18 protein-coding genes are annotated in these 19,900 nt (G+C 70.3%); 4 read left to right on the top strand and 14 right to left on the bottom strand.

Annotation, left to right across the window (positions count from 1 at the left end; genetic code table 11):
- Positions 1–173 precede the first annotated feature (173 nt).
- Genes ACIBI9_RS39295 through ACIBI9_RS39280 form a run of 4 tightly spaced genes read right to left on the bottom strand, consistent with a single transcriptional unit; the run spans position 174 to position 5,719 of the window.
- Positions 174–1,151, bottom strand: a complete 978-nt coding sequence (locus ACIBI9_RS39295) for an ABC transporter substrate-binding protein (protein WP_397230047.1) — start codon at positions 1,149–1,151, stop codon at positions 174–176.
- A 21-nt stretch (positions 1,152–1,172) separates the two neighbouring features.
- Positions 1,173–3,176 carry an ABC transporter permease subunit gene (locus tag ACIBI9_RS39290; protein ID WP_397230045.1) on the bottom strand — a complete coding sequence of 668 codons (2,004 nt, stop codon included), beginning with the start codon at positions 3,174–3,176 and terminating at the stop codon, positions 1,173–1,175.
- A complete protein-coding gene (locus ACIBI9_RS39285; protein WP_397230043.1) occupies positions 3,176–4,234 on the bottom strand; it encodes a glycine betaine/L-proline ABC transporter ATP-binding protein in 1,059 nt (352 codons plus the stop codon). The genes ACIBI9_RS39290 and ACIBI9_RS39285 overlap by 1 nt, the downstream gene beginning before the upstream one ends.
- 24 nt (positions 4,235–4,258) lie before the next feature.
- A complete protein-coding gene (locus ACIBI9_RS39280; protein WP_397230041.1) occupies positions 4,259–5,719 on the bottom strand; it encodes an aldehyde dehydrogenase family protein in 1,461 nt (486 codons plus the stop codon).
- A 222-nt stretch (positions 5,720–5,941) separates the two neighbouring features.
- On the opposite strand from ACIBI9_RS39280, the gene purU reads away from it, so the two are divergent.
- Positions 5,942–6,805, top strand: a complete 864-nt coding sequence (gene purU / locus ACIBI9_RS39275; protein WP_397230039.1) for a formyltetrahydrofolate deformylase — start codon at positions 5,942–5,944, stop codon at positions 6,803–6,805.
- Between the two features lie 46 nt (positions 6,806–6,851).
- Here the strand turns inward: purU and betA are convergent, their stop codons facing one another.
- Positions 6,852–8,489: a choline dehydrogenase gene (gene betA / locus ACIBI9_RS39270; RefSeq protein ID WP_397230037.1), complete on the bottom strand. Its 1,638-nt coding sequence runs from the start codon at positions 8,487–8,489 to the stop codon at positions 6,852–6,854.
- A gap of 128 nt (positions 8,490–8,617) precedes the next feature.
- On the opposite strand from betA, the gene ACIBI9_RS39265 reads away from it, so the two are divergent.
- Positions 8,618–9,391, top strand: coding sequence for an IclR family transcriptional regulator (locus tag ACIBI9_RS39265; protein ID WP_397230035.1), 774 nt, complete (start codon positions 8,618–8,620; stop codon positions 9,389–9,391).
- Here the strand turns inward: ACIBI9_RS39265 and ACIBI9_RS39260 are convergent.
- From ACIBI9_RS39260 to ACIBI9_RS39220, 9 genes are all read right to left on the bottom strand, one after another.
- Complete coding sequence (locus ACIBI9_RS39260; RefSeq protein WP_397230033.1) at positions 9,363–11,576, bottom strand: FdhF/YdeP family oxidoreductase; 2,214 nt, start codon at positions 11,574–11,576, stop codon at positions 9,363–9,365. The genes ACIBI9_RS39265 and ACIBI9_RS39260 overlap by 29 nt on opposite strands.
- Positions 11,573–12,685, bottom strand: a complete 1,113-nt coding sequence (locus ACIBI9_RS39255; RefSeq protein WP_397230031.1) for an aromatic ring-hydroxylating dioxygenase subunit alpha — start codon at positions 12,683–12,685, stop codon at positions 11,573–11,575. Before ACIBI9_RS39255 ends, ACIBI9_RS39260 begins: the two co-directional genes overlap by 4 nt.
- 41 nt (positions 12,686–12,726) lie before the next feature.
- Positions 12,727–13,350 (bottom strand): MBL fold metallo-hydrolase, encoded by a 624-nt coding sequence (locus tag ACIBI9_RS39250; protein ID WP_397230029.1) that lies wholly within the window; start codon positions 13,348–13,350, stop codon positions 12,727–12,729.
- Entirely contained in the window at positions 13,350–14,435 is a 1,086-nt protein-coding gene (locus tag ACIBI9_RS39245) for an S-(hydroxymethyl)mycothiol dehydrogenase (protein WP_397230026.1), read from the bottom strand. The genes ACIBI9_RS39250 and ACIBI9_RS39245 overlap by 1 nt, the downstream gene beginning before the upstream one ends.
- 14 nt (positions 14,436–14,449) lie before the next feature.
- A complete protein-coding gene (locus tag ACIBI9_RS39240) occupies positions 14,450–15,622 on the bottom strand; it encodes an NAD(P)/FAD-dependent oxidoreductase (RefSeq protein WP_397230024.1) in 1,173 nt (390 codons plus the stop codon).
- A complete protein-coding gene (locus ACIBI9_RS39235) occupies positions 15,619–15,969 on the bottom strand; it encodes a bifunctional 3-phenylpropionate/cinnamic acid dioxygenase ferredoxin subunit (RefSeq protein ID WP_364845760.1) in 351 nt (116 codons plus the stop codon). Before ACIBI9_RS39235 ends, ACIBI9_RS39240 begins: the two co-directional genes overlap by 4 nt.
- Before the next feature lie 116 nt (positions 15,970–16,085).
- A complete protein-coding gene (locus tag ACIBI9_RS39230; protein WP_397230022.1) occupies positions 16,086–16,373 on the bottom strand; it encodes a hypothetical protein in 288 nt (95 codons plus the stop codon).
- Positions 16,374–16,505: 132 nt separating this feature from the next.
- Complete coding sequence (locus ACIBI9_RS39225) at positions 16,506–17,126, bottom strand: class I SAM-dependent methyltransferase (RefSeq protein ID WP_397230020.1); 621 nt, start codon at positions 17,124–17,126, stop codon at positions 16,506–16,508.
- A gap of 72 nt (positions 17,127–17,198) precedes the next feature.
- Positions 17,199–17,834 (bottom strand): LysE family translocator, encoded by a 636-nt coding sequence (locus ACIBI9_RS39220; protein ID WP_397230018.1) that lies wholly within the window; start codon positions 17,832–17,834, stop codon positions 17,199–17,201.
- Positions 17,835–18,076: 242 nt separating this feature from the next.
- Here ACIBI9_RS39220 and ACIBI9_RS39215 point away from each other — a divergent pair, with 242 nt between their 5' ends.
- Positions 18,077–18,643, top strand: coding sequence for an RNA polymerase sigma factor (locus ACIBI9_RS39215; protein ID WP_397230016.1), 567 nt, complete (start codon positions 18,077–18,079; stop codon positions 18,641–18,643).
- Positions 18,636–19,832, top strand: coding sequence for a CU044_5270 family protein (locus tag ACIBI9_RS39210; RefSeq protein ID WP_397230013.1), 1,197 nt, complete (start codon positions 18,636–18,638; stop codon positions 19,830–19,832). The genes ACIBI9_RS39215 and ACIBI9_RS39210 overlap by 8 nt, the downstream gene beginning before the upstream one ends.
- Positions 19,833–19,900 lie beyond the last annotated feature (68 nt).

Here is a 19,900-nt window from a genome sequence, read left to right as displayed (position 1 = left end):
CGTTGTTGCGGTATACGCAACCAAACGCGCTTTCCGCAACAAGCGTCGCTCGCCGCATTCCGGGTGTCAAGGGGTGTTCTGTCTTATTCCGTACGGCTTTAGGCCATTGAGCGCACACGTACGCCCGGCCCGATCGCGGCAGGACGATCGGGCCGGGCGTGTGCGGGGGAGGGTCAGGTCGCGGGGAGCCAGGCCTTGACCTTGTCGGGGTTGGCGGCGACCCACTTGGCGGCCGCCTCCTCCGGCGTCATCTTGTCCTCGGCGATGTACTTGGCCACCAGGTTCTGGTCGTCATTCGTCCAGGTGAAGTTCTTGACCAGGGTGTAGGCAGGGCTGCCCGAGTCGGCGAACTTCTTGCTCACGATCTTGTCCAGCTCGTACGGCGGATAGTCGCAGTCCACCTTGGCTGCGTCGGCGTCGCACCCCTTGGTGTAGGCGGGCAGGTTGACCTTGACCAGCTTCACCTCGGACAGGAACCACTGCGGGTCGTAGAAGTAGCCGATGAGCGGCGTCTGCTGCTTCTCCGCCTGCCGGAAGGCCTGGATGAGCGCGGTCTCGCTGCCCGCGTAGACGACCTTGTAGTCCAGATCGAGGTTCTTGACCAGCGCCGCGTCGTTGGTGACGAAGGACGGGTCGCCGTCGAGCAGCTGGCCCTTGCCCTCGGACTCGGAGGTCTTGAACAGCGAGGCGTACTTGTTGAGGTTCTTCCAGTCGGTGATGTCGGGGTACTTCTTGGCCATCCACGGCGGCACGAACCAGCCGATGACGCCCTTGTTGCCGGTCGGCCCCGCCGAGACGGCGACCTTCTGCTCGTCGATGTACTTCTTCTTCAGGTCGTCGTGGGCCCAGTTCTCCACGACCGCGTCGACCTCTCCGGTGGCGAAGCCCTGCCAGGACACCTCCTCCTTCAGGTCCTTCTTCACCACCTTGCAGCCGAGGTTCTTCTCCGCGACGAGCGCGATCACCGCGGCGTTGGCCTCGTAGCCCACCCAAGGGTTGACCGCGAGGTTGAACGTGCCGCACGTCGCGCCGCCTCCCGCGGCTGCCTGCTGGGTTTCGCCGACCTTCGCTCCGCTGCACGCGCTGAGCAGGAGGCCGCCGCCGGTCACGAGCGCGAGCGCCCTGATCCTGCCGCTTCTCGAAATCGCCACCTGGTCCTCCTGTGTTTCCTGTTACTTACTTGTGTGCGGAAGCCCTCCGCGGACGGCGGCGTCGGCCCGCTGCGTGGCGGCGCGCATGACACGGTCGAGCACGATGCCGAGCACGACGATCGCGATCCCGGCGGCCAGCCCCTTCCCGCGGAGCTCGTGCTGGGAGAACCCGGCCACCACGTCGTAGCCGAGCGCCCCCGCGCCCACCAGGCCGCCCACGACGACCATCGAGAGCACGTAGATGAGTCCCTGGCTCGCGGCCAGCGTCACGCCGCTGCGCGCCATCGGCAGCTGCACCTTGGAGATCAGCTGCCAGGTGCCCGCCCCCGCCGAGGTCGCCGCCTCCACCGTGGTGGGCGAGACCCGCCTGATGCCCTCGGCCACCAGCTTGATCGCCACCGGCGCGGCGAAGACCACGGCGGCGATGATCGCGGTGAACCGCGTCGGGCCGAACAGGCCGAGGATGGGCACGAGGTAGACGAAGGCGGGCATGGTCTGCCCCGCGTCGAGGACGGGACGCAGCAGGGTGTCGGCCCGGTCGCTGCGGCCCATCCACACCCCGACGACCACTCCGAGCACCATCACCAGGATGGTCGCGACCAGCGTGGAGGCCAGCGTCACCATGCTGTCCTGCCAGAGCCCGAGTGCCAGCACCATCAGCAGCCCGATGGCGGTGACCAGCGCGGCGCGCGCGCTGCCCACCAGCAGGGCCACGGCGACGGCCACCAGGCCGACCAGCCACCAGGGCGAGCCGGTCAGCAGGGCCTCGAACGGGTTGAGCAGCCCGTTGGTGAGCGCGTTCTTCAGCGCGTTGGTGTAGGTCACCAGGCTGTCCTGCACCCAGGCGCTGGCGGTGTCCGCGGCGTTGCGCACGTAGGAGCCGATGTTGGCCTCGATGGGGAAGTCCGCGGCCCAGAGGTAGGTGTAGGACTGGAACGCCAGCACGGCCGCGATCCCGAGCACGCCCGTCACCTCGATGCGGCGCCGGCGCGCGGAACGCAGCCGGCCCGCGCGGCGCTCGTCCTCCACCCGCCGGCTGGCGGCCGAGGTCACCCGGTCGAGCACCACGGCCATGATCACGATCGCCAGGCCGGCGTTGAAGGCGGTCCCGACGTCCAGCGTCTGCAGCGCCTTGAGCACGGTCTTGCCCAGGCCGGGCGCGTCGATCAGGGCCGCGATGGTGGCCATGGACAGCGCGGCCATGATGGTCTGGTTGACCCCCACGATGATCGTCTGCTTGGCCATCGGCAGCCGCACGTGCCTGAGCGCCTGCATGGGCGTGGCGCCGAGCGACGTGCCCGCCTCCATCGTCTCGGGCGAGACCTGCCGGATGCCGTGCGCGGTGATGCGGATGGCCGGCGGCACCGCGTAGATCATCGTGGCCACGGTCGCGCTGGCCGGGCCGATGAGGAAGAACAGCGTCAGCGGCGCCAGGTAGACGAACGTCGGCATCGTCTGCATGAAGTCGAGCACCGGCGTGACCACCCGCAGGAACCGGTCGCTCAGCCCCGCCCAGATCCCGAGCGGGATGCCCACGGCCAGCGACAGCGCGACCGCCGTCAGCGTGAGGGCGAGGGTGTCCATGCTCTCCTGCCACAGGCCGAGCAGGCCGAAGGACAGGAAGCCCGCGGCCGTCAGCACCGCCACCTTCCTGTTGCCGTACAGCAGGGCGACGGCCGTGGCGACCGCCACCACGCCGAGCCAGCCCAGCACTGGCAGGGGGCGGCCGAAGGACGGCTGGCTGATCAGCGCCTGGACGAAGGTCACCGCGTCGTCCAGGAAGAGCCGGATGTAGTTGATGAAGTAGAGGAAGAACGGGTTGCTGTTGCGGCTGTCGTCGATGACGTCCATGGCCTGGCTGAGGTCACGGTGCAGCGGCGTCAGCTCGGCGCCGCCCAGCTGCTGGGTGTCGCGCCCGCCGAGCACCGCCCAGCCCACCACCCAGGCCGCGATGACCAGGGCCAGCAGCAGCCTGCGGTCGGGCAGCTTGTGCAGCTTCGCGGCGACAGCCGTGACGGCCGCCATCAGTGCTGCCCTCCGGCGATCACTTCGAGGATCTCCGCGCTGGTGACCACGCCGAGCAGGCCGCCGTCCCCGACCACGCGCACCGGGCGGTCGGCCGACAGCACGGTGTGCACGGCGTCGCGGATGACCACGTCGGGCCCGAGCTCCGGGCCGTCGAGCGGCTCGCCGTCCAGCGGCGGGCGCATGATCCACGACAGCGTCAGCACGTGCGAGCGCGGGACGTCGCTGACGAAGTTGGCCACGTACTCGTCGGCGGGCGCGCCCACGACCTCGTCGGGGGTGCCGACCTGGACCAGCTCGCCGTCGCGCATGATGAGGATCCGGTCGCCCAGCTTGAGCGCCTCGCTCAGGTCGTGGGTGATGAAGATCATCGTCTTGCCCACCTCGTGGTGCAGGCGGATGACCTCGTTCTGCATCTCGCGCCTGATCAGCGGGTCGAGCGCGGAGAACGGCTCGTCGAACAGCAGCACCTCGGGGTCGGCCGCGAGCGCGCGGGCCAGGCCGACGCGCTGCTGCATGCCGCCGGACAGCTGGTCGGGGTAGGAGTTCTCGAAGCCGGTCAGCCCGACCAGCCCGAGCACCTCGCGGGCCCGCTCGTAGCGCTCCTTCTTGGGGGTGCCGCGGATCTCCAGCCCGAAGGCCACGTTCTCCAGCACGCACCGGTGCGGCAGCAGCCCGAAGTGCTGGAAGACCATCGCCATCCGGTGCCTGCGCAGCTCGCGCAGCTTGCGGTCGTCGGCCGTGCGGATGTCCTCGCCGTCGAGCACGATCTCGCCCGCCGTGGGTTCGATCAGCCGGGTCAGGCAGCGCACCAGGGTGGACTTGCCCGAGCCCGACAGGCCCATGACGACGAAAACCTCGCCCCGCCGGACCGAGAAGGAGACGTCGCGGACCGCGGCGACGCAGCCGGTCTGCTCCTTGAGCTCCGTGCGGCTCAGGGTGCTGCCGACCACGCGGCCGGCCTTGGGGCCGAACACCTTCCACAGGCCTCGGACGTCGAGAATGGGGGGTGCCTCGGTGTTGAGCGGTGTGCTTTCGGTCAGTGACGGGACGGTCATGACCACCTCTTCGTCGTCGGAGCGTCAGTTCTCTGGGAACCACCGCTGTGGGCGCGGTCGGATGTTCTGCCAGACGTGCTTGATCTCGCGGTACTCGTCCAGGCCGGTCGGGCCGAGCTCGCGGCCGTTGCCGGACTGCTTGAAACCACCCCACTCGGCCTGCGGCACGTAGGGGTGGTAGTCGTTGATCCACACCGTGCCGTGCCGCAGCCGGCCCGCGACCCGCTGCGCCTTGCCGGCGTCCTGGGTCCAGACCGCGCCGGCCAGGCCGTACTCGGTGTCGTTGGCGAGGCGGACCGCCTCGTCCTCGGTCGTGAAGCGCTCGACGGTCAGGACGGGGCCGAAGGACTCCTCGCGCACCACGCGCATGTCCTGCTTGCACTCGTCCAGGACGGTCGGCCGGTAGAAGTATCCGGGCCCGTCGAGGCGGCGGCCGCCGCAGCGCAGCACGGCCCCCTCGGCCAGGCCCGCCGCCACGTACTCCTCGACCTTGGCCAGGTGCGCGGCGGAGATGAGCGGGCCGGTGTCGGCGTGCGGGTCGAAGGGGCCGCCCAGGCGGATCAGCTCGGCCCGCCGTACGACCTCGTCGACGAACGCGTCATGCAGGGAGTCCTCCACCAGCAGCCGCGCGCCGGCCGAGCAGACCTGGCCGGAGTGCAGGAACACCGCGGTGAGCGCGAAGTCGACGGCCGTGTCGAAGTCGGCGTCGGCGAAGACGATGTTGGGGTTCTTGCCGCCCAGCTCCAGCGCCACCCGCTTCACGGTGGCCGCGGCGGCGGCCATGACGCGCCGCCCGGTGGCCAGGCCGCCGGTGAAGGAGACCATGTCCACGTCCGGGTGCTCGGCCAGCGGCGCGCCGACCTCCGGGCCGGTGCCGAGCACGAGGTTGGCCACCCCGTCCGGCAGCCCGGCCTCGGCCAGCGCCCGCATCAGCAGGATGGCCGTGCTGGGGGTCAGCTCGCTCGGCTTGAGCACGAACGTGTTGCCCGCGGCGAGCGCCGGGGCGACCTTCCACGTGGTCTGGAGCAGGGGGTAGTTCCACGGCGTGATGAGGCCGCAGACGCCGATCGGCTCGTGGACGATGCGGCTGATCGCGTCGTCGCGGCCGGTGTCGACGACCCGGCCCGCGTCGGTGCCCGCGACGCCGGCGAAGTAGCGCAGGCTGGCCGCGCAGTCGTCGATGTCGTACTCGCTCTCCACCAGGCGCTTGCCGGTGTCGCCCGACTCGGCTTGGGCGAAGGCGTGGCGGTCGCGTTCCAGCAGGTCGGCTACCTTGTACAGCAGCGCGCCGCGCTCGCGGGCCGGCGTCGTGGGCCAGGGGCCGCTGTCGAAGGCGCGCCTGGCCGCGGCGATCGCCGCCTCGGTGTCCGCGGCGGTTCCCTCGGCCACGGTGGCCACGAGGCTTCCGTCGGCGGGCGAGTGGATGCGCCGCTGACCACCGGCGAGTGGCTTGGTCCACTCGCCTGCGATGTAGAGCTCGGTCATCGGCACACCTTCGATGGTTGCGTATCGCGCAAGGCGCTGCTTAATGAGGAACAGGATTGACTTGTCTTCGAGCGTTCGTCAAGGGTTTGCCGGAATCACTGGCCAAATACATACGTTGTGATGAGGTTTGACCTTCTTGCCCCTTGACGTGGTAGGCCCGTGCCCTCAGTCTGTTGCGTATAAATCTCTTCTTTGCGTCATACGCAACACTGGGAGGGTGTGATGTCTCCACGTCCCGACCCTGGCCGCGAGTTCATCCTCACGGTGTCCTGCTCCGACAAGCCGGGCATCGTGTACGCGGTCAGCAGCTTCCTCGTCCAGCACGGCGGGAACATGCTGCAGAGCAAGCAGTTCAACGACCGCGAGGGTGGCGGTTTCTTCATGCGCGTGCACTTCGCCGCGCATGACGAGATCGAGCGGTTGCGCGAGGGGTTCACCTATGTCGCCGAGTCCTTCCAGATGAACTGGCAGTTGAAGGACGCGGCCACGCCCACCCGCACGCTGGTCATGGCGTCCAAGTTCGGTCACTGCGTGAACGACCTGCTGTATCGCCGACAGGTGGGCGCGCTCAACATCGAGATCCCCGCGATCGTCTCCAACCACCCCGACCTCGAGTCGCTCGCCGCCTCGTACGGCGTGCCGTACCACCACGTGCCCGTCACGGCCGCCACCAAGGGCGAGGCCGAGGCGCGGATCCTGGAGCTGGTCGAGGAGTACGACGCGGAGCTGGTGGTCCTGGCGCGCTACATGCAGATCCTCTCCGACGACCTGTGCAAGCAGCTGGAGGGGAGGGCCATCAACATCCACCACTCCTTCCTGCCGGGCTTCAAGGGCGCCAAGCCGTACCACCAGGCGCACGAGCGTGGCGTGAAGCTCATCGGGGCGACCGCGCACTACGTCACGGCGGACCTGGACGAAGGGCCCATCATCGAGCAGGACGTGGCCAGGGTGGACCACGAGCTCGACGCCGAGGACCTGGTCGCGGCCGGCCGGGACGTGGAGGCGCAGGTGCTGGCCAGGGCCGTGAAGTGGCACAGCGAGCAGCGCCTCCTGCTCAACGGCAACCGCACCGTGGTCTTCCGCTGACGGAGTACCGCAAGGGCGGTGGGGGAGTACCCCCACCGCCCTTGTGTCATGCCCGGTGACGGTAGAACTCGGTCGGCTGCGGCGCCAGCGGCGTGTTGCCCAGGATGAGGTCGGCCGCCTTCTCCGCCAGCATCATGACCGGCGCGTAGATGTTGCCGTTCGTCACGTACGGCATGGCCGAGGCGTCCACCACGCGCAGCCCGTCGACGCCGTGCACCCGCATCGTGTCCGGGTCGAGCACCGACATCGCGTCCACGCCCATCCTGGCCGTGCACGAGGGGTGCAGGGCGGTCTCGCCGTCCTTGGCCACCCAGTCCAGGATCTCCTCGTCGCTCTCCACGGACGGCCCGGGCGACACCTCGCCCGTGCTGAGCGCGGCCAGCGCCGGCGCCCCGAGGATCCTGCGGGCCACCCGGACGGCCTCCACCCACTCACGCTTGTCCTGCTCGGTGGACAGGTAGTTGAAGCGCAGCGCGGGATGCTGTCGCGGATCGGTGCTCTTGATCTTCACCGAGCCGCGGGCGTCGGAGTACATGGGCCCGACGTGCACCTGGTAGCCGTGCCCGCCCGCCGGCGCCGAGCCGTCGTAGCGCACGGCCAGCGGCAGGAAGTGGAACATCAGGTTGGGATAGTCGACGTCGTCGTTGCTGCGGACGAAGCCGCCCGCCTCGAAGTGGTTGGTCGCGCCCGGCCCGCCGCGCAGGAACAGCCACTGCGCGCCGATCCAGGGGTGCCGCCACTTCTGCAGGTTCGGCTGCATGGAGACCGGCTCTCGGCAGCCGTGCTGGATGTAGACCTCCAGGTGGTCCTGCAGGTTCTCGCCCACGCCCGGCAGGTCGTGGACGACGTCGATGCCGAGCTTGCGCAGCTCGCCGGCGTTGCCGATCCCGGACAGCTGCAGCACCTGCGGCGAGTTGATCGCGCCGCCGCACAGGATGACCTCGCCCGCGCGGACCCGGCCGCCGTCGAACTCGACGCCGACGGCCCTGGTGCCCTCGAAGATGACCTTCGTCACCAGCGCGCGCGTCTTGACGGTCAGGTTGGGCCGCTTCATGACCGGGTGCAGGTACGCCCTGGCCGCGCTGAGCCGGCGCCCGCGCCGGATGTTGCGGTCGAAGCGGGCGAAGCCCTCCTGCCGGTAGCCGTTCACGTCGTCGGTCAGGGGATAGCCGGCCTGCTGCACCGCCTGGAAGAACGCGTCGTACAGCGGCGTGCCGGCCGCCCCGCGCTCCAGCACCAGCGGCCCGCCGTGGCCGCGCCACGGGGTGTCGGGGTCGGCCAGGCAGTTCTCCATCCGCTTGAAGTACGGCAGGCAGTGGGCGTAGTCCCAGTTCTTCATCCCGGGATCGGCGCCCCACCGCTCGTAGTCCAGCGGGTTGCCGCGCTGGAATATCATGCCGTTGATGCTGCTGGAGCCGCCGAGCACCTTGCCGCGAGCGTGATAGATCCGCCGGCCGTGCATGTGGGGTTCGGGCTCCGACTCGTAGCGCCAGTCGTAGAAGCGGTTGCCGATGGGGAACGGCAGGGCCGCGGGCATGTGGATGAACACGTCCCACGGGTAGTCCGATCGGCCCGCCTCCAGGACGAGCACCCGCGTGGCAGGGTCCGCGGAGAGCCGGTTCGCCAGCGCGCTGCCGGCCGAGCCGCCTCCGACGATGACGAAGTCGTATTGATGTGACGTCATGGTGCCTCGTCTCGCTCGCGCGTTTCGCCAAATCGTAGCGCTATACGCATTGCGTTTCACTACTCGCAACAGGAGATCTTTTGGGTCTTGCGTTAGACGGAGTTCCCTCTAGCACTTAGAGTTTCGCTATGGGCAACGATTCGGGCAGTGGGGGCGTGCAGTCCGTCGATCGGGCGATCAGCGTGCTGGAGATCCTCTCCCGGCGGGGCGAGGCAGGAGTCAGCGAGGTCGCCGCGGAGATCGACGTGCACAAGTCGACCGCGTTCCGGCTGCTCGGCGCGCTCGAGGCGCGCGGCCTGGTCGAGCAGGCCGAGGAGCGCGGCAAATACCGGCTCGGCTTCGGCATCATCCGCCTGGCCGGCGGGGTCAACACCCAGCTCGACGTCACCCAGCGGGGGCGCCCGGTCTGCCAGCGCCTGGCGGAGGAGATCGGCGAGACGGTCAACATCGCCGTGCTCCGCTCCAGCTACGCGGTCAACCTCGATCAGGTGCGCGGCGCCTCGGCGGTCACCGCCTACAACTGGGTCGGCCAGATCACGCCGTTGCACGCCACCTCCAGCGGGAAAGTGCTGATGGCCCATCTGGACGAGCGCCAGCGCGAGCGGGTGCTGTCCGACGGGGCCCTGGAGTCCTTCACGCCCCGCACCGTCACCGACGTCGCCCGGCTCGAGGAGCAGCTGGCCGAGATCAAGCAGGCGGGCTACGGCTACTGCCTGGAGGAGCTGGAGGAGGGGCTGAACGCCATGGCGGCGCCCATCCGCTCCTACCACGGCGACGTCGTCGCCGCGGTGAGCGCCTCCGGCCCCGCCTACCGTTTCACGGCCGAGCGCATGCACGAGCTCGCTCCCGTCCTGATCAGCGGGGCCGACGAGATCAGCCGCCGCCTCGGGTACGCCGGCTGAGCCGTACCACGATGCTCTTGGAGGTCGGGGTGTTGGAGGTCTCGGCCACCGAGTCGAGCGGTACCAGCACGTTGGTCTCCGGGAAGTAGGCGGCGCAGCAGCCGCGGGCGGTCGGATAGGCGATGACTCTGAAGCCCTCGGCGGTGCGCTCGCCGTCGGGCCACTCGCTGATCAGGTCCACCACGTCGCCGTCGGCCAGGTCGCGCTCCGCGAGGTCGTCGGGGTGGACGAAGACCACCTTCCGGCCGTTCTTGACGCCGCGGTAGCGGTCGTCGAGGCCGTAGACGGTCGTGTTGTACTGGTCGTGGCTGCGTACGGTCTGCAGCAGCAGCCGCCCCGGCGGCACCCGCAGGACCTCCAGCCGGTTGACGGTGAAGCCCGCCCTGCCGGTGGCGGTGGGGAAGCGGCGCTCGTCCCTCGGCGCGTTGGGCAGCGCGAAGCCGGCCTCGGCGCGGCCGTTGAAGTCCTCGAAGCCGGGGATCACCCGCGCGATCCGGTCGCGGATCGTGGCGTAGTCCCGCTCGAAGTCCGCCCACGGCTCCTCGCCGAACAGCTCGCGGCCCAGCCGGGCGACGATCGCCACCTCCGACAGCAGGTCGGGGGAGGCGGGCGCGAGCCGGCCGCGCGAGGCGTGCACCAGCCCCATCGAGTCCTCGACGGTGACGAACCCGGCGGGGTCGCGCTCGGTGCGGCCCAGCGTCGGCAGGATGAGCGCCCGCTCGCCGCACACGGCGTGCGAGCGGTTGAGCTTGGTGGAGACCTGCACGGTCAGCCTGGTACGGCGCAGCGCCGCCTCGGTGACGCGGCTGTCGGGCGTGGCCCGGACGAAGTTGCCGCCCATGCCGACGAAGACCTTCGCCTCGCCGTCGCGCATGGCCCGGATGGCCTCCACCGTGTCCAGCCCGTGGTGACGGGGCGGCTCGAAGCCGAACTCCCCGGCCAGCGCGTCCAGGAAGTCCTTCGAGGGCTTCTCGTAGATGCCCATGGTCCGGTCGCCCTGGACGTTGGAGTGGCCGCGCACCGGGCACAGGCCCACGTTGCCGCGCAGCAGCTGGAAGTTGACCACCTCGCGGATGGTGGCCACGGAGTTGCGGTGCTGGGTGAGCCCCATGGCCCAGCACACGACGACCGACTTGGCGTTCCTGACGTCGCGGGCCGTCTCCTCCAGCTCCTGCCGGGTCAGGCCGGTCGCCTCCAGCACCTCCGCCCAGTCCAGGCCGGTCAGGTGCGCCTTCCACTCCTCGAAGCCGCTGGTGTGCTCGGCGATGAACGCCTCGTCGGCGGTGTCGAGCAGCAGCAGCGACAGCGCCTGGAACAGCGCCATGTCGCCGTTGAGCCGGATCTGCAGGAACCGGTCGGCCAGCGAAGTGCCTCCGGCCAGCCCGGAGGGCCGCTGCGGGTTCTTGAAGCGCAGCAACCCGGCCTCGGGCAGCGGATTGACCGCGACGATCCGGGCACCGCCGCGCTTGGCCTTCTCCAGGGCGGTGAGCATGCGGGGATGGTTGGTGCCCGGGTTCTGGCCCACCACGAAGATCAGGTCGGCCCGGTGCAGGTCGTCGAGCGACACGGTGCCCTTGCCGATGCCGATCGTCTCGGTGAGCGCGGCGCCGCTGGACTCGTGGCACATGTTGGAGCAGTCGGGCAGGTTGTTGGTGCCGAACCGGCGCACCAGCAGCTGGTAGGCGAAGGCCGCCTCGTTGGAGGTGCGGCCCGAGGTGTAGAAGACCGCCTGGTCGGGGCTGTCCAGCGCGCGCAGCTCGGCCGCGATCATGCCGAACGCCTCCGCCCAGCCGACGGGCTCGTAGTGCTCGGCGCCCGCGGGCTTGTACATCGGCTCGGTCAGCCGGCCCTGCTGCCCCAGCCAGTAGTCGCTCATCCCGGCCAGCTCGCTCACCGGATGGGCGGCGAAGAACTCGCGGGTGACGCGCCGGGTGGTGGCCTCCTCGGCCACCGCCTTGGCGCCGTTCTCGCAGAACTCGGCCGGGCTGCGGTGCTCGCCCTCCGGCCAGGCGCAGCCGGGGCAGTCGAAGCCGCTCTTCTGGTTGACGCGCAGCAGCGTCAGCGCGGTGCGGCCGGCCCCCATCTGCCGGTGGGCGATGCGCAGGGCGTGGCCCACCGCGGGCAGGCCGCCCGCCCAGTCCTTGGGCGGGCCGACCGTCAGCCCCTCGTCTTCGTGCTCGTTCACCCGATGCGGTCCTGGACCCAGTCGTGGAAGGCGCCGATGTGGTGCTCGCTGGGCACCAGCACGCCGCCCTTGGCGTACGTACGCGAGCCCATCTGCGGCTGGCACCGCTCGCACGCCTCGAAGTCCTGCTCGTTGACCCGGTGGAACAGCTCCACCGACTTGTCCAGGTCCTTGCCGCTCGCCACGACGCCGGGCAGGTAGAGCCAGTCGCACTCCACCACCGTGCGGTCCACCGCCAGCGGGAACATCCGGTGCACGATCACGTGGTCGGGCACCAGGTTGACGAACACCTGCGGCTTGACGGTGATCGCGTAGTAGCGGCGATCCTGCTCGTCGCTGACGCCCGGGATGCGGTCGAGCCCTTCGGACCCGTCGACGGTGAAGCCCTGGATCTCCTCACCGAACTCGGCGCCGTGGCCCACGAAGTATTGAGCCGCGTAGCCGTCGGCGAACTCCGGCAGCACCTCGGTCAGCTCCGGATGGATCGTGGCGCAGTGGTAGCACTCCATGAAGTTCTCGATGATGAGCTTCCAGTTCGCCTTCACGTCGTAGACGATCCTGCGGCCCACCTCCAGGTTGGCCACGTCGTAGTTGTCGATCAGCTCCAGCGAGCCGAGCCGCTCGGTCACCGCGCCCAGCACGTCCTCCTCGAAGGAGGGCGGCTCGTCGGCCAGGCACACCCACACGTAGCCGAGCCACTCGCGCACGTGCACCTTCACCAGGCCGTACCCCACCCGGTCCAGGTCGGCCATCTTGGTCAGGTTGGGCGCGGCGATCAGCTTGCCGTCCAGGTCGTAGGTCCAGGCGTGGTACGGGCACTGGAAGGCCCGCTTGACCTCGCCCGACTCCTCCGTGCGCAGCGTCGCGCCGCGGTGGCGGCAGACGTTGAAGAACGCGCGCACCGACATGTCGCGCGCCCGGGTGACGAGGATGCTCTCGGAGCCGACCTGAACGGTCTTGAACGCGCCCGGCTTGGGCAGGTCGGCCGAGCGCACCACGCAGAACCACATCGCCTCGAAGATGTTCCGCTGCTCCGCGGCGAAGATCTCGGGGTCCACGTAGTAGCGACCGGGGAGGGTGGGGATCACGCTTGACGTGGTGGTGGTCACGGGCAGTACTCCTCTGAAACAGGCCCAATGTAACGGCAGGGTCAGTGCCCTCGGCGGATCCAGTCCTCGAGTTGCGGAGCCTCGGCTCCGATGCTGGTGTCCTCACCGTGTCCGGTGTGCACCACGGTCTCGCCGGGCAGCGTCAGCAGCGTCCGGCTGATCGACGAGATGATCGTCGGGAAGTCGCTGTACGACCTGCCCGTCGCGCCGGGGCCGCCCTTGAACAGGGTGTCCCCGGAGAACAGCACGCCCAGCTCCGGCACGTACAGGCACACCGCGCCCGGCGCGTGCCCCGGCGTGTGCAGCACGTGCACGGCGGAGCCGGCCACCCGCAGGAGCTGGCCGTTGGCCAGCCGCCCGCCGGGCGTGGCCGACTGGTGGGCCAGCTTCCACAGCACCTCGTCGTCGGGATGCAGCAGCACGGGCGCGCCGGTCAGCGCGGCCAGCTCGGGCGCGGCGTTGACGTGGTCGTCGTGCGCGTGCGTGCACACGATCGCGCTCACCCGGCGCTCGCCCACGGCCTCGGCGATGGCGGAGGCGTCGTGGGCGGCGTCGATGACCAGGACCTCCTGGTCGTCGCCCACCAGCCACACGTTGTTGTCGACCTCCCACGTCCCGCCGTCCAGGCTGAACGTGCCCGACGTGACCACGCGCTCGACCCGCATCAGAGCACCACCACCGAGCGGAGCACCTCGCCGCGGTGCATCTTGGCGAAGGCGTCCTCGACCTCGTCCAGGGCGATGGTCTCGCTGACGAACGCGTCGAGGTCGAGACGTCCCTGCAGGTAGAGGGAGATCAGCATGGGGAAGTCGCGGCTCGGCAGGCAGTCGCCGTACCAGCTCGACTTCAGCGCGCCGCCGCGGCCGAACACGTCGAGCAGCGGCAGCTCGAGCGTCATCTCCGGCGTGGGCACGCCGACGAGGACCACGGTCCCCGCCAGGTCGCGGGCGTAGAAGGCCTGCTTGTAGGTCTCCGGCCGGCCGACCGCGTCGATCACGACGTCCGCGCCGAAGCCGCCGGTCAGCTCCCTGATCGCCTCGACCGGGTCGCCGTCCTTGGCGTTGACCGTGTGCGTCGCGCCGAGGCCGCGGGCCCACTCCAGCTTCCGCTCGTCCACGTCGACCGCGACGATCGTGGTCGCGCCGACCAGCCGCGCGCCCGCGATGGCCGCGTTGCCGACGCCGCCGCAGCCGATGACCGCCACCGAGTCGCCCCTGCTGACGCCGCCGGTGTTCACGGCGGCGCCGAGACCGGCCATCACGCCGCAGCCGAGCAGCCCCGCCGCGGCGGGGGAGGCGGCCGGGTCGACCTTGGTGCACTGGCCCGCGGCCACGAGCGTCTTCTCGGCGAACGCGCCGATGCCCAGCGCGGGGCTGAGCGGCGTGCCGTCGGCCAGGGTCATCTTCTGGGTGGCGTTGTGGGTGGCGAAGCAGTACTGCGGGCGGCCGCGCAGGCAGGCCCGGCACGAGCCGCACACGGCCCGCCAGTTGAGGATCACGAAGTCGCCGGGCGCGACGTCGGTGACGCCCTCGCCGACGGACTCCACCACGCCGGCCGCCTCGTGGCCGAGCAGGAACGGGAAGTCGTCGCTGATGCCGCCCTCGCGATAGTGCAGGTCCGTGTGGCAGACCCCGCAGGCCTGCACCCGGACCAGCGCCTCGCCGGGTCCCGGGTCCGGCACCAGGATGGTCTCCAGACTGACCGGCTTGCCCTTGCCGGTCGCGACGACCCCGCGTACTTCATGAGCCATGATTCACTCCTGTCTCAGCCGACCTGAACCGGCGCCGTTTCGAGCTGCCGCCGCCATCGGGTGAACAGCCGTACCTGGTTGACCCCGAGGACCGCGACCGGGCGGTCGCCCTGCCGGTAGACCGCGAGGAAGCTGTGCCCGGCCGGGTCGCCCTCCTCCACGCTGACCGTGTCCGCGTCCGCGGCGTGCCCGATGAACTGGATCTTCACATCGAACTGGTCGGACCAGATGTAGGTGGGCCGCCGCGCCTCGGTGCGGGCGGTGCCGCCGGACAGCAGCGTGGCCGCCGCGACCGAGGCCCGTTGCCGGGCTCCCGTCCAGTGCTCGATCCTGTGGTGCCTGCCCTGGACGGGGTCGAACCAGGCGGCGCAGTCGCCCACGGCCACGATGCCGGGGACGGAGGTGCCGCCCGCCTCGTCACACAGTACGCCGTCGCCCAGGTCGAGGCCGCTGCCCCGGAGCCAGTCGATCGCGGGCACGGCGCCGATCCCGACGACCACGACGTCCACGGGCAGGTGGGTGCCGTCCGCCAGCCGTACCCCGTCCACCCGGTCCTCGCCGGTGAGGGCGGACACGACCATGCCGGACAGCAGCCGCACCCCGCGCCGCTCGTGCAGCGCGGCCAGCGCCTCGGCCATCGGCACGCCGACGACGCGGGCCAGCGGCGCGGGGCCGGACTCGACCAGCGTCACGTCCAGGCCGAGGTCGCGGGCGGTGGCGGCGACCTCGGCGCCGACGAAGCCGCCGCCGATCACCACCAGCCGCCGGCCCGCCTCCAGGTCGGCGCGCAGGGAGCGGGCGTCGTCCAGGGTGCGTAGCGTGTGCACGCCGGCCAGGTGGCCGGCGCCGGGAAGCCTGCGGGCGGTGGCGCCGGTGGCGATGACGATGCCGTCGGCCCGCACCGAGGTGCCGTCGCTCAGCTCGACGCGGCGCTCCCCGGGGTCCAGGGCCACGGCGGCCACGCCGAGCCGCCACTCCGCGTCCAGCTCCTCGCCCTCGCCCTCCAGGGCCAGGTCGGCCTCGGTCAGGTCGCCGCGCAGGAAGTCCTTGGACAGCGGCGGGCGGTCATAGGGGCGGTGCCGCTCGTCCCCGACCAGCACCAGCCTGCCCCGGTATCCCTGGGCGCGCAGCGCCCTGGCGGTCAGCAGCCCGGCCAGGGAGGCGCCGACGACGCAGATCGTGTTCACGCCTGCCCCTTGACGGTGACGCCCGGCGGCAGGTTGGGTGGCGCCTCGGACTGCTTGACATAGATGACGCCGTCGTCGACCACCACCTCGTGCGTGCGCACGGGGAGCTTGGCCGGCGGCGCGTCCACCTGGCCGGTGCGCAGGTCGAAACGCGAGGCGTGCAGCGGGCACTCGATCTCGCACCCCTCCAGCCAGCCGTCGGCGAGCGAGGCGTCCTGGTGAGTACAGGTGTCATCGATGGCGAAGATCTCGCCGTCCTCGGTGTGGAACACCGCAATCGGCGGGTCGGCCTCGACGCGAAGGGCCTCGCCTCGAGGGAGTGACGCCAGTGGGCACGCTGGGATCATCCTGTCACCCCGGTTTCGTAAAGAGAAACGTCTAGCGCTATACGCAACAGAGTGAGGGTGGGACGGGTAGATGTCAAGGCTGATTTGTCGGACTTAGGCCCCAGTGTCCGGCCACCTCATCGCCGGACGCCGGCGGGGAAGGCGAGGACGGCCAGACCCCCGGCGAGTACGGCCGGCCCGCACCAGGACAGCGCCGGCAACCGCACGCCCGCGACCACGACACCCAGCACCGCCGCGACGGCGGGCTCCGCCCGCGCGGACGTCTGCCGCAGGCCGTACCCGAAGAGCCGGCAGGCGAGGAACGTGGCGACCAGGAGGAGCACCAGTCGCTCGTCGCGCGTGCATCGCTCGGCGAGCGAGCGGGCACCTCGTGTCGAGAGGAACATCAGCGGGCCGCCGAGCACCAGACCGGCGGAACCTTCGGCCGCCGCCGGTGCCCCGTCCGGAGCGAGAGAACTGGCCGTCCCGGTGGTGCGCCCGATCAGGCGCGCAGAGGGGGCAGAACGACGTGCCAGTAGGAGTTCATCGCGCCGATGCTACCTGCCGCCGTACCGTGCTTCCTGCGGCTTGCGCCAGGTGATGCTGTAGCGCAGCAGGAGGTGGCGGCGGTACTGGGAGCCGGGCAGGAGCTCGGCGGCCAGCGCCCGCATCTGCGCGTACGTCACCGGCGGCGGCCACACCGTGGGGGACGGGTGATGCCAGAGCCCCTTCACGGCGCGATGCAAGGTGCCGACGGCGACGCCGGCGAGGACCCGCGGCAGATCGTCGGGCATGGTGGCGCGGGCGAGGCCGACGACGGCCAGGACGCCGCCGGGCCGCAGCAGGTCGCGCATGCGGGCCAGCCCGGTGGCGGCGTCCAGGTGGTGCAGGGTGGCCACGGACGCGATGACGTCGAACGAGGCCGGCTCGAAGGGGTGGGTGAGGAAATCGCCGAGGATGTAGTCGACGTCGTCCGGGTGCTCGCGGGCCTGGTCGATGCTGGGCGCGTCGAGGTCGATGCCGGTGACGCTCGGCACGGTCCGCCGGAGTTCGCGGGCGAGCATGCCCTCACCGCAGCCGACGTCGAGGGCGCGCTCGGCGCCGTCAGGGATCGCGCTCAGGATGCGGGGGTGGTAATGGATGTTGTGGTTCCATCGCCTGCCGTTCTTGCCTGCCATGCGATCATCCTGCCGGACACCTCACGTGGAGAGGTCGCCTGTCCTTCGACGTCCTGCGGCCGTTGCGGGGGATCATCGCTCGACTGCCAGCCGGACTCCGAGCCCGATGAAGATTCCTCCGGTCGCGACGTCGACCCGGCGGCGAGCAGTGCGCCTGCGGCGCAACCATTCACCGATCCGCCCCGCGAGCACGCCGACGGTGCCGTCCACCATGAACTCCAGCACGATCAGGATGGCGCCGAGGATCGCGAACTGCAGCCAGACCTGGCCCAGTTGCGGGTTGATGAACTGGGGGAGGAAGGCGATGGTGAAGGTGACCATCTTCGGGTTCAGCAGGTTGGTCAGCAGGCCGCTGGTGAATGCCCGGCGCCCTGACATCGCTCCCTGGCCGTCCATGGGGATCTCACTCTCGATTCCCTTGCGGTTGCGAATCATCTGCACGCCGAGATAGATCAAGTAAGCGGCTCCGACGATCCGCACCACCGCGAAGGCCACCGGCACCGCCTGGAACAGCGCGGCCAGTCCGGCGGCCGCCACGGCGACATGGATGGCCTCGCTCGTGGCCACCCCCACGGTGGCGAGCAAGCCGGCGCGCGGACCACCGCGCATGCCGCAACCCAGGACGAACAGCATGTCCGGCCCTGGAGTGATCATGGCGACGATCGTGGTCATGGTGAAAAGAATCAGCAGGTGCTGGTCGATTGGCATGACGAAATCATGACATGTGCCCCTAATGCGGCGAGTGTGCCGCCCCGCGCCATGCCGGCGTCGGCGCCGGCCACCCTGCGGCGTTCCCTCGGTCCGTCGGAGCGGGCGTCGGTTCGCGGGCGTCCGGCAAATCAGGATGCAACCAGCGAGGGACCTTCGGGATAGAGGTGGTAGTCAAGCACCTTGGACACGGAGGAATCGCTCATGAAGGGACGCACCGCACCATGGCTACGGCGAGAGCGGTGAGTCGGCCCACGGAGAAGCTCGACGATTCGCAGATCGTCGCCGCCTCTTTGGAAGACCCCGAGACATTCGGCGAGCTGTTCCGCCGCCACTCGCCACGACTCCATGCCTATATCAAGCGTCGCCTCGGGCTCACTCTGGCCGATGACGTGGTGGCGGAGGCATTCGCCACCGCGTTCCGCCAGCGGGGTCGGTTCGACGGGCAAGCGGAGTTCTCGGCGTGGCTCTGGGGGATCGCCAGCAATCTGATCGCCAAGCACCATCGCCAGGAGACCCGTATGTACCGGGCCTTCGCCCGAACGGGCGTGGACCCCGCGGAGGACGGTGTCGCCGAGCTGGTCAGCGATCGGGTGGCCGCCGCGGCGCACGCGCCCCGGCTGGCCAAGGCCCTGGCCTCGCTCAGCTCCCAGGACCGCAACGCCGTTCTGCTGCTGGCGTGGGGCGAACTGTCGTACGCCGAGATCGCGGCGATCTTGGATCTGCCCCTCGGCACCGTCAAGGCCAAGATTCACCGGGCTCGGATGAAGCTCCGCAAAGCCCTTCCCGGGGAGAAGAACGATGGATGAACTCGACGCGCTGCGGCAGATGCGTACGACACTGGCGCGTGAGGAGAGCCCGGACCGGCTCACCCTGCGTACCGACTGGCGCCGGTCCGCAGCTCGGCCACGCGCCCGTCGCACCTTCAGGGTGCCGCTGGTGAGCATCGCGGCGACGGCCGCCCTGGCCGCGGGGACCCTGGTCGCCGTCTCGCTGACCTCGGACGGGGATCAGACCAGAACCATCCATGGGGGCGTGAGCCCTCGGATGCCGGGCAACGCCCTGCTGGTGGCCGCTACCAACGTACAGAAGGGACCGACCGGCACGTACTGGCACACCACCCGCATCGCCGGAAAGATCTACGCGGTCGGCGAGAGCGCGGCCGGGCACTACAAGTTCGAGTCGAGAATGCAGTACGACGACTGGACCGACCGCACCGGCAAGGCGTGCTCCGCCCACCAGGACCTGCCTGCCCGCCCGTGGACGGACCGCGACAGGCAGAAGTGGGTGGCGGCGGGTGCCCCCAAGAGGGTGCGGGTCGCGACCGAGGACGGGCCGGGCTATCTGTTCACGGAAAGCGTGAAGCGGAAGCTGACGTGCCGCAGCGTCGGCGATCGGCGGTTCTTCGGCATGACACCGCGGCAGCTGGCCGAGCTGCCGACCCAGCCCGAACAGTTGAAGGATGCCCTGTTGGACATCGAGGGCAATTGGGAGGCCTATGCCCCGAAGGTCGCGAGGCAGCCGATACGGGCGCTGCAGGGTGACAAGCGCGTCCGGGCGCTGAGCGATGTGGCCGGCACTCTGCTGGCTGAGGCGATCGTGCCTCCGGAGGTCCGGGCGGCCGCGTTCCGGATGCTCGCCACGCTGCCCGGCGTCAAGGCCGAGGGCGAGACGACCGACCCGCTGGGCCGCAGCGGCGTCGTGGTCTCCCTGCCCTTGGAGACCACGATCCCCCTCGGTCTCTCCACCGCCCCCCGGCAGCTCGGCACGTACCGGCGCCAGTGGATCATCGATCCCGGCAAGGGGACGCTGCTGGCCGTGCAGGACCTCGTGGCGACGCCTCCGCACGGCTCGCGGGAGCTTCCCTCCGGAGACGATGGCAAGCCTCGCCGTCTGACGGTCGCTGATCAGCCTGATCGGTTCCACAAGCCAGGGGAGGTGGCCGGGTACGAGACGTACGAGGTCGCCGAGTGGACCGACACGGTGCCGGACTTCTGACCGTCGTCCGCCCGCTCCACGTGACCGTGCGTGCCGGCGGAGGGGGGCGGCACGGCCTCGTACAGGCC

This window comes from Nonomuraea sp. NPDC050451, from assembly GCF_044458585.1.
This window is presented reverse-complemented; position numbering and strand designations above follow the sequence as displayed.

Excerpts from the sequence above, each read along its gene's own strand:
- ACIBI9_RS39285 (WP_397230043.1), bottom strand. The coding sequence starts at position 4,234 with ATGACCGTCCCGTCACTGACCGAAAGCACACCGCTCAACACCGAGGCA.
- ACIBI9_RS39225 (WP_397230020.1), bottom strand. The coding sequence starts at position 17,126 with ATGGCAGGCAAGAACGGCAGGCGATGGAACCACAACATCCATTACCAC.
- betA (WP_397230037.1), bottom strand. The coding sequence starts at position 8,489 with ATGACGTCACATCAATACGACTTCGTCATCGTCGGAGGCGGCTCGGCC.
- ACIBI9_RS39250 (WP_397230029.1), bottom strand. The coding sequence starts at position 13,350 with ATGCGGGTCGAGCGCGTGGTCACGTCGGGCACGTTCAGCCTGGACGGC.
- ACIBI9_RS39245 (WP_397230026.1), bottom strand. The coding sequence starts at position 14,435 with ATGGCTCATGAAGTACGCGGGGTCGTCGCGACCGGCAAGGGCAAGCCG.
- ACIBI9_RS39290 (WP_397230045.1), bottom strand. The coding sequence starts at position 3,176 with ATGGCGGCCGTCACGGCTGTCGCCGCGAAGCTGCACAAGCTGCCCGAC.
- ACIBI9_RS39235 (WP_364845760.1), bottom strand. The coding sequence starts at position 15,969 with ATGATCCCAGCGTGCCCACTGGCGTCACTCCCTCGAGGCGAGGCCCTT.
- ACIBI9_RS39280 (WP_397230041.1), bottom strand. The coding sequence starts at position 5,719 with ATGACCGAGCTCTACATCGCAGGCGAGTGGACCAAGCCACTCGCCGGT.
- ACIBI9_RS39210 (WP_397230013.1), top strand. The coding sequence starts at position 18,636 with ATGGATGAACTCGACGCGCTGCGGCAGATGCGTACGACACTGGCGCGT.
- ACIBI9_RS39265 (WP_397230035.1), top strand. The coding sequence starts at position 8,618 with ATGGGCAACGATTCGGGCAGTGGGGGCGTGCAGTCCGTCGATCGGGCG.
- purU (WP_397230039.1), top strand. The coding sequence starts at position 5,942 with ATGTCTCCACGTCCCGACCCTGGCCGCGAGTTCATCCTCACGGTGTCC.
- ACIBI9_RS39220 (WP_397230018.1), bottom strand. The coding sequence starts at position 17,834 with ATGCCAATCGACCAGCACCTGCTGATTCTTTTCACCATGACCACGATC.